Source organism: Lutibacter profundi, from assembly GCF_001543325.1.
In the GTDB taxonomy this organism is placed as follows: Bacteria; Bacteroidota; Bacteroidia; order Flavobacteriales; family Flavobacteriaceae; genus Lutibacter; species Lutibacter profundi.
In genome coordinates, this window is the sequence record NZ_CP013355.1 from 2,008,974 (window position 1) to 2,022,774 (window position 13,801).

The following is a 13,801-nucleotide window of genomic DNA, read 5'->3' on the forward strand; positions in this document are numbered from 1 at the left end:
TTTCTATGAATGCAAGAATTAACATTATTTCAGGTTTATAATGCTTCCGCTGGTAGCGGTAAAACGTTTACGTTGGTAAAAGAATATTTAAAAATACTTTTGTCAAGTGATAATAAATTTAAATTTCAACAAATTTTAGCTGTGACTTTTACCAATAAAGCTGCATCTGAAATGAAAGAACGTGTAATTAAAAATCTTCATACATTCTCTAAAGAAGATACAAGTGATATGTTAAAAGTAATTTGCAACGAAGCAAATTTAACAGAAGCAGTTATCTTTAAAAGATCAAAAATAATTTTAAATGCTATTTTACAAAATTATTCAGCATTTAACATTACCACCATAGATAGTTTTACACATAAATTAATAAGAACTTTTGCGTACGATTTACATCTTCCAATGAGTTTTGAAGTTGAAATGGATGCTGAAAGCTTATTAAATGAAGCTGTAGATAATGTTATCTCAAAAATAGGAGAAAACAAAGAACTTACCAATATATTAATAAATTATGCTATTCAAAAAATAGACGATGATAAATCTTGGGATATTACAAAAGAACTTAAATCATTTGCTAAAATTATTTTAAATGAAAACCATGCAACATATTTAAAAGAATTAAAAAATATTTCAATTACAGAGTTCAAGATATTAAAAGAAAAACTTCAAAAAGAAAATAATAAAATTGAAAAACAATTTTTAAAAATAGGAAATGAAGGATTAAAAATTATTAACAAAAGCGATGTTGAAATTAAAGAATTTGCGAATGCAGGAGAACTTCCAAAACATTTTATAAAGTTAACGAAATTAAAAAAATTAAAGATAGACGATTTAAAATTTGAAGGGAGATTAAATACTGTAATTGAGGAAAACAAAAAATTATTTTCAGGAAAATGCAGCGAATATTCAAAGCAAATTATTGAGAACGTAGCTTCAGATTTAAAAGAGCTGTTTTACGAATCAAAAAGATTGTATAATGAGACTTATGGGTTGTATATTTTAAATAAACTAATAATTGAAAGTTTAATACCGTTAGCTGTACTAAATTATATAAATACTGCTTTAGAAGAATTAAAAACTGAAAACAACATATTATTAAATGCTGAATTTAATCAAAAGATAAGTGATACTATTAAAAATGAACCCGCACCTTTTATTTATGAACGACTAGGAGAAAAGTTTCGATATTTTTTTATTGATGAAATGCAAGATACTTCTAAATTACAATGGGATAATTTAATACCACTTATAGAAAATGTTATTTCTTCCGAGGGTAATAATGGAGAAAAGGGAAAATTATTATTAGTTGGTGATGCAAAACAGTCAATTTACAGGTGGAGAGGTGGTAAAGCAGAACAATTTATAGCGCTTTCTTCTTCTTCTGAAAAAAAGAAAGAAAATAATCCTTTTCATGTCGAAAAAGAGCTGTCTAGTCTAGACACAAACTATCGTAGCTACTCTGAAATAATAAATTTCAATAATTCGTTTTTTAAACATATTTCACAATATTTAAATAACCAAAGTTTTAGTAATTTATTTTTAGAAGGAAACAATCAAAATATCAATCAAAAAGAAGGGGGTTATGTGCAAATATCATTTGTAGAAAAACAAAGAAATGATAAAAATAATGAATTGATATATCCCCAGAAAGTATTAGATATAATTAAAAATTTAGATAATTCTTTTTATAAAAATGATGTTTGTGTATTAACCAGAACTAGAAAACAAGGTATTGATGTAGCTAATTATTTAGCTGAAAACGGCATTAAAATAATTTCTTCAGAGACTCTGCTAATAAAAAACAATGAAAAAATAAGTTTTATTATCAATTTATTATATACACTACAAAATCAATTAAATAAAGAGTATAAAATTGAATTACTGTATTTTTTATATGAACACTTAAAGGTTAGAGATTCAAAGCATTCATTTTTTAGTTATTTTATAAATTTAACAAACGTAGACTTTTTTGAAGAATTAAGAAATTTTGAAGTTTTTTTTAATTATAATGAATTTATTCAAAGTACGTTTTATGAAAGCATAGAGTATATTATTAGAAGTTTTAATTTAGCATTAACATCAGATTCTTTTATTCAATTTTTCTTAGATATTGTTTTTGAATTTCAACAAAAAAATAAGGCATCACATAATGACTTTTTAGATTATTGGGAATTAAAAAAAGATAAATTAAGCATTGTTGCCCCAGAAGATGAAAATGCAGTTAGAATTATGACAATACACAAAGCAAAAGGATTAGAATTTCCAGTAGTTATTTACCCTTATAGTATTGAAATTTACAGACAAATAAATCCTAAAGTTTGGTATTTATACAATCAAACAAACTCAATAAAATCAGTTTTAATTAATTATAGTAGTAAATTAAATTATATTAGTGAACAAGGAAAACAGTTGTTTTTAAAACAAAAAGAGGAGCTAGAGTTAGATAATTTTAATTTATTATATGTTGCCTTAACAAGGCCTATTGAACAGTTGTATATTGTTTCAGAAAAAAACATTACAAGTAAGGGTGAAGAGAATTTAAGTCATTCATCAGGGCTTTTTATAAATTTTTTGAAACACAAAAAAATATGGAATTCAGAAAAATACGATTATAGTTTTGGTAATTCAAAACGACTTAAAACGGCTGTAAAAAATAAAAATAAAACCACTACACTAAACAGTTTTATTACAAATTCTTGGAAAAACCACAATATTTCAATTGTAGCAAACTCTTCGTTACTATGGGGAACAGAGCAAGGAAGTGCTATAGCTTATGGTAATTTAATTCATGCAATTTTAGCTGATATTAAAACTGAAAATGATATTTTGGATGTTGTAAATAAATACGTATACAACGGGTCAATAACCATTGAAGAACAAGAAGAAATTACAATTATCTTGAAAAAGATAGTAAATCACGTGCAGTTGTATTCTTATTTTCAACAAAACATTCAAATTTTTAACGAACAAGAAATACTAACGTCAGATAAGAATATTATTATTCCAGATAGATTAGTTATTAGAGGAAACAACATAACAATTATAGATTATAAAACAGGAAACCCTTCTAAAAAATATCATAAACAGCTTATTAAATACGCTAAAGTATTAGAAGAATTAAATTATTTTATTGAAAAAAAATTATTGGTTTATATTAATGCTGAAATTACTATTGAAGAAGTTTAAAATCTTATAAATTTGTAGAAAAAACAACTAACAATGTACGGTAAAATACAACAACATTTACAAAAAGAACTGGAAGAAATTAAAGAGGCAGGTTTATATAAATCTGAACGTATTATAACAACTTCACAAGATGCGGTAATAAAAATAAGTACAGGAGAAGAGGTAATTAATTTTTGTGCTAATAATTATTTAGGGCTATCAAACAACAAAGAGGTAATTCAAGCAGCTAAAGATACGATGGATTCTCATGGTTATGGAATGTCATCGGTTCGTTTTATTTGCGGAACACAGGATATCCATAAACAATTAGAGGAAACAATAGCAACATTTTATAAAACAGAAGACACCATTCTTTATGCAGCAGCTTTTGATGCTAACGGAGGCGTTTTTGAACCGCTTTTATCTGTAGATGATGCAATTATTTCTGATTCGTTAAATCACGCTTCAATTATTGATGGCGTTCGTTTATGTAAGGCGGCGAGATATAGATATAATAATAACAATATGGCTTCTTTAGAGGAGCAACTTATTGAAGCCAATAAAAAAGAACACCGCTTTAAAATAATTGTTACCGATGGTGTTTTTTCTATGGATGGTATTGTTGCAAGCCTTGATAAAATATGTGACTTAGCAGATAAATATGATGCATTAGTGATGGTTGACGAATGTCATGCCGCAGGTTTTATTGGCGCAACAGGGAGAGGAACATTAGAATTAAAAAATGTAATAGGAAGAGTTGACATAATAACAGGAACACTTGGAAAAGCCCTAGGCGGAGCCATGGGAGGCTACACAACAGGCAAGAAAGAAATTATAGAATTGTTACGTCAACGATCAAGGCCTTATTTATTTTCAAATTCTTTAGCCCCAGCAATAGTAGGAGCATCCTTAAAGGTTTTTGAGTTAATATCTAACGACACAACGTTAAGAGATAAATTAGAATGGAATACAAACTACTTTAAAAAGGGAATGATTGATGCGGGGTTTGACATAGTAAAAGGAGATTCAGCCATTGTACCAGTAATGCTTTATGATGCAAAACTAGCTCAAAATATGGCGGCAATGCTTTTAGAGGAAGGTATTTACGTAATAGGATTTTTCTTTCCAGTTGTACCTAAAGAAAAAGCGAGAATAAGAGTGCAATTATCTGCTGCTCACAACAAAGCACATTTAGATAAAGCAATTGATGCTTTTATAAAAGTGGGAAAAAATCTTAAGGTATTGTAGAAAATTAGCAAAAACACATTATATTTGAGATAATTTTGTATTTTTGTCATTAAAGTTTAAGCTAAGAGTAGCTTACAAAAAAAAAAGAAAGAACATTAAATTTAATTAATTGAAAATGAAACATTTAAAAATTGCCTTTTTGGCCCTGTTGTTAATTGTATCCTATAGTAATGTTAATGCTCAGGATAAAGAAAATCCTTGGATGTTAAACTTTGGGACTAACCTAATTGATATCCAAGATTCAGGAAGTAATCTTAGTTGGGGAGGTAAAGCATTTTTAGGGAGGTATATAGGGAAAGGATTTAGCTTGGAATTAGCAGGAGCGGTAAATGAAGTGGCAAGACCTTGGGGGGCTCGTGCCGACGCTACCTTTGCAGGAATAGATTTAAATGTAAAGTATGATTTAAATAATGCATTTGGAGAATCGAAATGGTTTGACCCATTTTTATACACAGGTGTAGGACAAAATTGGGTAGGAGCGCAAAACGGTTTGAGTATAAATATTGGAGTTGGGTTCAATGCTTGGTTTAGCGATCATTTAGGAATTAACGTTACAAGTGGTTATAAAAAAGTAAATACTCCGGTAGATTTTACAATGTATCAACATTCTTTAGGTTTGGTTTGGAAATTTGGAAAATCTGATACAGATGGAGATGGAATTAGAGATAAAGATGATGCATGTCCAAGAGTTGCAGGGTTGGCTGAGTTTAACGGTTGTCCAGATACTGATGCTGATGATGATGGAGTTTCAGATTGCTGTGATGAATGTATAAACACACCGGGATTAATAGAGTTCAATGGTTGCCCAGATACAGATGGAGATGGAGTACCAGATAAAGATGACGCTTGTCCAGAAATTCCAGGTTTAATGGAGTTACAAGGTTGCCCAGATACAGATGGAGATGGAGTAGCAGATAAAGATGATACTTGCCCAGACGTATTTGGACCAGAAGCAAATAGTGGATGCCCTTATATTGACAATGACGGTGATGGTGTAATTGATATTTTAGATAAATGTATTACGGTTCCTGGACCTGCTTCTAATGAAGGTTGTCCAGAAGTATTTATGCAAAAGGAAACTATTGATATGGCTGCAAAAGGAATTAATTTTGATACAGGAAAATATTCACTTAGACCAGGTGTTACAGAAATTTTAGATAAGGTAGCAAGTATTTTAAATCAAGAAGAAAATGTGCAATTTAATTTTGTAATAGGAGGACATACCGATAGTACAGGTTCTACAAAAAGAAACTTAGTATTATCTGAAGCAAGAGCTAATGCAGTTAAAGATTATTTAATATCTAAAGGAGTTGATGCGAATAGATTAACAGCAAAAGGTTATGGAGAATCACTTCCGATTGACACAAATTCAACTAAAGAAGGTAGGTTTAACAACAGAAGAGTAGAAGTTAAAGAAAAAGAATAGAACATTTTCAAATATTAAATAAAAAAGCTATTTCATTATGAAGTAGCTTTTTTATTTAATATTTAAATACTTATCTTTGCCAGCAAGACATAAATTATTAATTAAATTATATAAAAATGAAACATTTAAAAGTAGCTTTTTTGGCTTTATTATTAATTATTGGTTTCAACAATATTAATGCGCAGGATAAAAATAATACTTGGGCAATTGGTTTAGGTGTAAATGCTATAGATTTTTACCCAACTAATTCAGGCCTCCCTGGACATGGTGGTTGGTTTGATGAGTTTGCCAATACAGGAGACCATTTCAATATTGTTTCATCAATAAGTAAAATGAGCGTTAGTAAATATTTAGTGGATGGGTTTAGCCTTGAAGCAGCAGGAACATTAAATAGAATAACTAGAGTAGGAGATAATACTATCTCAGAAATATCTTATTATGGTTTAGATGGAGCTGTTAAGTATGACCTTAACAATGTTATAGGTAACACCTCTAAATTTAACCCGTATGCTACTGTTGGAGGAGGTTATACGTGGTTAGATGAATTAGGAACAGCAACTTTTAACGCTGGTTTAGGAGTTAACTTTTGGTTCTCTGAAAAGGTAGGGTTAAATTTTGAAACAAAGTACAAACAAACATTTGAAAGTAACATAGTACAACATTTTCAACACTCTTTAGGACTTGTTCTTAAATTTGGAGGAACCGATACTGATGGTGATGGTGTTTATGATCAATTTGATGCTTGCCCTGAAGTTTTTGGCTTAGTTGAATATAAAGGTTGCCCTGATTCAGACAGTGATGGAGTTATTGATTCAGAAGATGACTGTCCAAATGTTGCAGGTTTAGCATCTTTAAATGGATGTCCAGATGCCGATGAAGATGGAATTGCAGATAAAAATGATGATTGCCCTAATGTTAAAGGCTCAAAAGCAAACAATGGATGTCCTGACACAGATGGAGATGGAGTGTTAGACAAAAATGATGATTGTCCTCAAGTATCAGGACCTGAAGCTAATAAAGGTTGCCCTTGGCCAGATACAGATGGAGATGGAGTATTAGATAAAGATGATAACTGTATTGATGAAGCAGGACCTGCTTCTAACAATGGTTGTCCGGTAATTACTGAAGTAGAGATAGCAAAATTAGAAGAATTATTTAAAACTGTTTATTTTGATTCTGGAAGAGATATTATTAAGGCAGAAACAGTTTCTAAATTAGATGAAGCCGCTCAAATAATGCTTAAATATACAACAGCAAAATTTAATATTTTAGGTTATGCAGATAGTACAGGAAGCAAAAAACGCAATCAAGAATTATCAGAAAATAGAGCGAATGCTGTAAAAGATTATATAGTAGGAAAAGGAGTTTCTTCAACTAATTTAACAGCTAAAGGGTATGGAGAAGCTATGCCAATTGCATCTAATAATACAAGAGCAGGTAGAGCTAAAAACAGAAGAGTTGAAGTAAAACTAGTTGACTAACAATTATTACACTTTCTTTTAATAAAAAAACCATTCATTTACGAATGGTTTTTTTATTTTTATAGTATATAAAAAATTAGATGAACTCATTTATTTCAAAGGTTGTTAATACAATATTTAGTAAACATAAAAAATATGATAACTTAATATTTGTACTCCCTAGCCAGCGTGCCTGTTTATTTTTAAAAGAAGAAATTCAAAAAAAAATACCCACCTCATCATTTTTACCTAAAATAATAAGCATTGAAAATTATATCCAAGAAATTGGCAATATTAATTTAATTGATAATACTCAGCTACTTTTTGAATTTTATAGTATATATAAACAAAACGTTCCAAAAGATAAGATAGAACCTTTTGATGTGTTTTCACAATGGGCAACTATAGCACTGCATGATTTTAATGAAATAGATAGTTACTTGGTAAATTCGAAAGAGTTTTTTACAAATTTAAGTGATATTAAAAAATTAAATGAATGGTTTCAAGATAAAAAACCAACCAAGCTAGTAGTAAATTATATTCAATTTTTTGAATATTTACACATTTTATATCAAACGTTAAGTGAAAAACTTAAAAACAATAAATTTGGTTATCAAGGATTAATTTATAGAGAAGCTAAAAATAATTTAGAATCATATATCAATAAAAACAAAAACAATCACATTTTTTTTGCGGGATTTAATGCATTGAATAAGGCAGAAGAATGTATAATTAAGGAACTATTAACCAACAATATTGCTACAGTTTATTGGGATGCCAATGAGTCTATTCTTAATTCATCAAACGAGGCAGGTGTATTTTTGAGAAAATATAAAAATGAATGGAGTTATTATAAAAAGAACCCTTTCTTATGGATTGAGAATGAAAAACAAGTGAACAAAAATATAAATATAATAGGAGCCCCCAAAAATATCACTCAAATAAAATATGTTGGAGAATTACTATCTAAATTAAATGATTTTAATAAAACAGCTCTAATATTAGCAGATGAAAATTTGTTAACACTCACCTTAAATTCATTACCAAATAATGTAAAAAATATCAATATTACCATGGGCTATCCTTTAAAAGATATTCCAATAGCAAATTTGTTTGAAAAATTATTTAAACTACATTTAAATCAGCATAAGTTTCATAAAACAGAAGAGCAGCAATTTTATTATAAAGATGTATTAGAGGTATTAAATGATCCTTTTTTAAACAAAGTTCAAGGAAGCAATCTTCTTCAAAAAATTAGCACTCAAATTAAAAGTGAGAATAATATATTTTTGGAGGTTACATTATTAAAAAAGTATGTTTTACCAAATGAAGTAAATAAACTTACGCTATTATTTTCGCTACTTAATTTTTCAAAAGATATTAATAAAATAATTAAAAAGTGTAGTGAGTTAATACAGAATTTGAAGCAACATGCCATAGGTATTGAAAAAGAATATTTATATAGGTTTTACACCGTTTTTCAGCAATTAGAAACACTAAACAAAACATATAACCATATAACAGATTTAAAAACATTAGCATTATTTTACAATCAAATTTTACAGAACGAAAAACTTTTTTTTCAAGGAGAGCCACTTCAAGGTTTACAACTAATGGGAATGTTAGAAACTAGAGCCTTAGACTTTGAAACCATTATTATAACTTCAGTAAATGAAGGGGTTTTACCAGCTGGGAAAAATGAAACTTCATTTATCCCATTTGATGCTAAAAAACATTTTGGTTTACCTACATATCAAGAAAAAGATTCAATATTTTCATATCATTTTCAGCGACTTTTACAACGAACAAAAAATATATACCTGATTTATAATACAGAGACAGACGGCTATGGGTCTGGAGAAAAAAGTAGATTTTTAACTCAACTCGAAATAAATAACCCAACAATTACAAAAACAATTATTAGTCCAAACGTTCAATATTTAGAGTTTCCTTTAATTCAAATTAAAAAAACAGCAGAAGTTTTAGAAAAATTAAAAAAAGTATTTACAAGAGGTATTTCTCCATCAGCTTTGGCAACTTATATGTACAACCCTATACGTTTTTATGAACAAAAAATATTAGAAATTAAAGAAGATAATGAAGTAGAGGAAATTATTGAATCAAATACCATGGGATCTGTAATTCATGGAGTATTAGAAGCAATGTACAAACCTTATTTAGGGAAGATATTAAATAAAAACAACATTGTTGAAATGCAAAAAAATTGTAGTATACTGCTTCATAGATATTTTGAAAAATTGTACTTAAAAGGAAATATTATTTCTGGGAAAAATAAACTTATTTTTGAAGTAAGTAAAAATTATATCAACCGATTTCTACAACAAGAATTAATACTTATAAATCAGACAAAGCAACTAAAAATAATTGCTTTAGAAGAAAATTTAAGTGCTGAAATATTTATTGAAGGAATAGATTTTCCAATAAGAATAAATGGATTTGTAGATAGAATAGATGAACTAGATGGGGTAACTAGAATTATTGATTATAAAACAGGTAAAGTTGAAGCGAGAGAGTTAAAAATAGCAGACTTTAGTGTAATTACTGAAGATTATAAATATACCAAAGCCTTACAAGTTATGTTGTATTCGTATTTATATGTATCAAAAATAAAGAAGCCTACTATTAAATTAGAGAGCGGTATAATTTCATTTAAAAATTTAAGTTCTGGATTTTTAAGAGTTAATTTATCTGAAGAACCAAGAGGTAAAAATTATGAGGTTACTGAAGAAAAAATACAAAATTTCATGAATGAAATTAAAAACCTGATTAGGGAAATTTTAAATCCCGAAATACCTTTTATAGAAAATACTGATTTGCCTTTCAAAATAAAAAAATGAAAATAAATAAAAATATAATTGCAAAAAGCACTCACCATAACAAGCCAATTGTTACAGATACTTTTTACATTGAAAACAAGAATAAGAAACCAATAGTTGTTTTTTGTCATGGTTATAAAGGCTATAAAGATTGGGGAGCATGGAATATTGTTGCAGAAGCTTTTGCTAAAGCAAATTTGTTTTTTGTGAAATTTAATTTTTCACACAATGGAGGAACAATAAATAATCCAATAGATTTTCCAGATTTAAAAGCATTTGGAGAAAATAATTTAACAATAGAACTAAACGATTTAGAAGATATTATAAATTGGATACTAAGTAATACTAATTTTAAAGACGAAATTGACATTGATAATATTACATTAATTGGACATTCTCGAGGAGGTGGAATTGTAACGATAAAAGCTTCTGAAAATTCTAAAATAACAAAAGTAATAAGTTGGGCAGGAGTTTCAGATTATGGAGTGCGTTTCCCAAAAGGAGAACAGTTAAATGAGTGGAAAAAACAAGGTGTTTCATACATTTTAAATGCAAGAACAAAGCAAAAAATGCCTCATTTGTACCAATTTTATCAAAACTTTAAAGCCAATGAAAATAGACTAACAATTAAAAATGCGGTTAAAAAATTAAAAGTATCACAGTTAATTGTTCAAGGAAAAAAAGATGAAGTAGTGTTACCTATTGAAGCCAAAAATATACACTCTTGGAATAAAAAAAGTGAATTGTTTTTAGTTGATGAAATGAATCATACTTTGGGATGTGTTCAACCTTGGAATAACTCAAAAATGCCACTTCATTTAGAGCGTGTAGTTAACAAAAGTATACAATTTATCAATCAAAAATGATAACAAAAGCACTCACGTTAGATTTAGAAAAACTATACTCAATTACAAAATCTTGCGCAAAACAAATGATAGCAAAAGGTATTTTTCAGTGGAATGAAAATTACCCATCAAAAGAAATATTACAAAAAGATATTGAGTTGCAACAAATTTGGAAGTTAGAAGAGAAAGGTACTATTATTGGAATTATTGTGCTAACAGAAATTGAAGATAAGGAATATCAAGATGTTAAGTGGCTTACTAGAAACAATAACAATTTATACATTCATCGCTTGGCAATTAAGCCTGAATATCAAAGAAAAGGATATGCGCAAAAACTGATGAATTTTGCTGAAAATTATGCTTTACAAAACAATTACAATTCAATTAGATTAGATACATTTAGTAAAAATAAACGAAATCAAAAATTTTATAAAAAACGGAATTACAAAAAATTAGGAAATATTTACTTTTGTAACCAAAGTGAATTTCCGTTTTATTGTTATGAAAAGGTTTTAAATAAAAAGGGGTAAATGTATAAAAAGTCTAACATAACTTTTAAAGGAATTAATAAATTGGCAATACCTGCTATTATTGCAGGTATTGCAGAGCCGTTACTTTCAATTACAGACACTGCAATTGTAGGAAATATACAAGTAAATCCAACAGAAGCATTAGCTGCAGTTGGTATTGCAGGATCCTTTATATCTGCATTAGTATGGATATTAGCACAAACAAGATCGGCTATTTCAGCAACTATAGCTAAATATCTAGGGGCTAAAAAATTAGAAGAAATTGCTACATTGCCAGCTCAAATTATAGCAATTAATATATTTTTAAGTGTGTTAATTTATGTTACAACTATATTTTTTGCAAACGAAATTTTTCAACTCTACAATGCAGATGGACTTATTTTAAACTATTCAGTTGAATATTTTAAAATACGTGCATTAGGCTTTCCTTTAACTCTTTTTGTTTTTTCTTCATTTGGTATATTTAGAGGTTTACAAAACACTTTTTGGCCCATGGTAATAAGTATTGTGGGGGCAGTTTTAAATGTAGGGTTAGATTTTTTATTAGTTTATGGTATTGAAGGCTTTATAAACCCAATGAATATAAAAGGAGCGGCTTGGGCAAGTGTTATTGCACAAGGAGTTATGGCAATTTTAGCATTAATTTTAATATTGAAAAAAACACCATTTAATTTAAAAATTACGTTTCCTTTAAATAAAGAAATAGGTAATTTACTAGCTATTAGTTTTAATTTAATTATAAGAGCAATTGCATTGAACGTTGCATTGTATTTGGCAAATTCTTATGCTACAAAATACGGAGATAATTACATTGCTGCACAAACTATTGCTTTCCAAATTTGGTTATTTTTCGCTTTTTTTATTGATGGATATGCGAGTGTTGGAAATATAGTTTCAGGAAAATTATTAGGAGAAAACAATTATAACCAAATGTGGAAATTGAGTGTTAAATTAAGTAGGTATTCAATAGTTGTTTCATTATTACTCGCTGTTATTTGTGCAGTTTTTTACATTCCAATAGGAAGGCTCTTTTCACAAGATCCACTTGTATTGCAGTCGTTTTATAGTGTTTTTTGGATTGTACTTATTATGCAGCCAATAAATGCAGTTGCATTTGTTTTTGACGGAATTTTTAAAGGGCTTGCAGAAGCTGCCACACTTAGAAATTTGTTGTTATTTGCTACCTTTTTAGGCTTTGTGCCAGTTCTTTTAATTGGAGATTATTTCAATTTAAAACTATATGCAATTTGGTTGGCTTTTACGGTTTGGATGTTATTAAGAGCCGGTATTTTAGTTGTAAAATTTAGAAGAAAATATTTGCATAAAAACACGTAACTTTGACCATTATGAGTAATGGAAGTTTATACACACATATTCAAAATAATATTGCTACTGTTGAATTTTATCATCCTGCAAGTAATTCTATGCCAAGTGAATTATTAGATAGGTTAACCGTTGCATTTAATGAATTGAGTAAAAATAAAGACGTTCATGTTATTATTTTAAAAAGTGAACAAGATAAAACTTTTTGCGCTGGCGCATCTTTTAATGAATTGATTACTATTTCAACTATTGAAGAAGGAAAACAATTTTTTTTAGGCTTTGCAAATGTACTAAATGCAATGCGTAATTGTTCTAAATTGATAATTGGAAGAGTACAAGGAAAAGCTATTGGAGGAGGAGTTGGTTTGGTAGCAGCTTGCGATTATTGTTTTGCAACTGAACAAGCAGCAATTAAATTATCAGAATTTACTATTGGCATTGGTCCTTTTGTTATTGCTCCTTTTGTAAAGCGTAAAATAGGAGTAGCGGCATTAAGTGAACTAACATTAGATGCAACAAGTTGGCAAAATGCGTATTGGGCAAAAGAAAAAGGATTGTTTGCAAAAGTTTTTGAAACAATTAGAGAAATGGATTTAGAAGTTGAAAATTTAGCATTAAAACTTTCTAAATACAATCCAGATTCTTTAAAAGAAATGAAAAAAGCACTATGGAAAGATACAAATAACTGGGAAGTTTTATTAGCTAAACGAGCTGAAATTAGTGGCAAATTAGTGCTCTCTGAGTTTACCAAAAAAAACTTACAAAAATTTAAAAAATAGTAGATGTTAGTTGGTTTCATTTCTCTTTTACAAGAGATAAATATTGAAGAAAAAATAAAGAACGCACCAAATAAAGGGTATGAAATAGGTGTTGTAATAGGAACGTATTTACCTTTTGTTTTATTGGTATTATTAGCATATTTGGTGTATTATAAAGCGAAGAATAGGAAAGATTTAGACGATTAATTGAA

At 28.5% G+C, this 13,801-nt stretch carries 10 protein-coding genes; all 10 read left to right on the forward strand.

Translation table 11 applies throughout. The features are described from left to right. The first annotated feature begins 9 nt into the window (after positions 1-9). The 10 genes from Lupro_RS08880 (at position 10) to Lupro_RS08925 (ending at position 13,796) form a co-directional block, all read left to right on the forward strand. Positions 10-3,183, forward strand: coding sequence for a UvrD-helicase domain-containing protein (locus Lupro_RS08880; protein ID WP_068208935.1), 3,174 nt, complete (start codon positions 10-12; stop codon positions 3,181-3,183). 33 nt (positions 3,184-3,216) lie between these two features. Beyond that, a complete protein-coding gene (kbl, locus tag Lupro_RS08885) occupies positions 3,217-4,410 on the forward strand; it encodes a glycine C-acetyltransferase (protein WP_068208938.1) in 1,194 nt (397 codons plus the stop codon). Between the two features lie 115 nt (positions 4,411-4,525). Next, a complete protein-coding gene (locus Lupro_RS08890; protein ID WP_068208941.1) occupies positions 4,526-5,836 on the forward strand; it encodes an OmpA family protein in 1,311 nt (436 codons plus the stop codon). A 116-nt stretch (positions 5,837-5,952) separates the two neighbouring features. After that, the gene (locus Lupro_RS08895) at positions 5,953-7,317 is read left to right on the forward strand and encodes an OmpA family protein (protein WP_068208944.1); all 1,365 of its coding nucleotides are present in this window, start codon (positions 5,953-5,955) and stop codon (positions 7,315-7,317) included. An 80-nt stretch (positions 7,318-7,397) separates the two neighbouring features. Beyond that, a complete protein-coding gene (locus tag Lupro_RS08900) occupies positions 7,398-10,154 on the forward strand; it encodes a PD-(D/E)XK nuclease family protein (RefSeq protein WP_068208947.1) in 2,757 nt (918 codons plus the stop codon). Then, complete coding sequence (locus tag Lupro_RS08905; protein ID WP_068208950.1) at positions 10,151-10,999, forward strand: alpha/beta hydrolase family protein; 849 nt, start codon at positions 10,151-10,153, stop codon at positions 10,997-10,999. The genes Lupro_RS08900 and Lupro_RS08905 overlap by 4 nt, the downstream gene beginning before the upstream one ends. Beyond that, positions 10,996-11,508 (forward strand): GNAT family N-acetyltransferase, encoded by a 513-nt coding sequence (locus tag Lupro_RS08910; RefSeq protein WP_068208953.1) that lies wholly within the window; start codon positions 10,996-10,998, stop codon positions 11,506-11,508. Before Lupro_RS08905 ends, Lupro_RS08910 begins: the two co-directional genes overlap by 4 nt. After that, positions 11,509-12,843, forward strand: a complete 1,335-nt coding sequence (locus Lupro_RS08915) for an MATE family efflux transporter (RefSeq protein WP_068208956.1) — start codon at positions 11,509-11,511, stop codon at positions 12,841-12,843. Between the two features lie 11 nt (positions 12,844-12,854). After that, on the forward strand, positions 12,855-13,610 hold the full coding sequence (locus Lupro_RS08920; protein WP_068208959.1) for an enoyl-CoA hydratase/isomerase family protein: 756 nt from the start codon (positions 12,855-12,857) through the stop codon (positions 13,608-13,610). A gap of 3 nt (positions 13,611-13,613) precedes the next feature. Next, positions 13,614-13,796, forward strand: a complete 183-nt coding sequence (locus tag Lupro_RS08925) for a hypothetical protein (RefSeq protein WP_068208964.1) — start codon at positions 13,614-13,616, stop codon at positions 13,794-13,796. The last annotated feature ends 5 nt before the right edge of the window (positions 13,797-13,801 follow it).

Bases quoted from the DNA above. Each gene is read 5' to 3' on its own strand.
- Lupro_RS08900 (WP_068208947.1), top strand. From the start codon at position 7,398: ATGAACTCATTTATTTCAAAGGTTGTTAATACAATATTTAGTAAACAT.
- Lupro_RS08890 (WP_068208941.1), top strand. From the start codon at position 4,526: ATGAAACATTTAAAAATTGCCTTTTTGGCCCTGTTGTTAATTGTATCC.
- kbl (WP_068208938.1), top strand. From the start codon at position 3,217: ATGTACGGTAAAATACAACAACATTTACAAAAAGAACTGGAAGAAATT.
- Lupro_RS08880 (WP_068208935.1), top strand. From the start codon at position 10: ATGCAAGAATTAACATTATTTCAGGTTTATAATGCTTCCGCTGGTAGC.
- Lupro_RS08915 (WP_068208956.1), top strand. From the start codon at position 11,509: ATGTATAAAAAGTCTAACATAACTTTTAAAGGAATTAATAAATTGGCA.
- Lupro_RS08910 (WP_068208953.1), top strand. From the start codon at position 10,996: ATGATAACAAAAGCACTCACGTTAGATTTAGAAAAACTATACTCAATT.
- Lupro_RS08925 (WP_068208964.1), top strand. From the start codon at position 13,614: ATGTTAGTTGGTTTCATTTCTCTTTTACAAGAGATAAATATTGAAGAA.
- Lupro_RS08905 (WP_068208950.1), top strand. From the start codon at position 10,151: ATGAAAATAAATAAAAATATAATTGCAAAAAGCACTCACCATAACAAG.
- Lupro_RS08895 (WP_068208944.1), top strand. From the start codon at position 5,953: ATGAAACATTTAAAAGTAGCTTTTTTGGCTTTATTATTAATTATTGGT.
- Lupro_RS08920 (WP_068208959.1), top strand. From the start codon at position 12,855: ATGAGTAATGGAAGTTTATACACACATATTCAAAATAATATTGCTACT.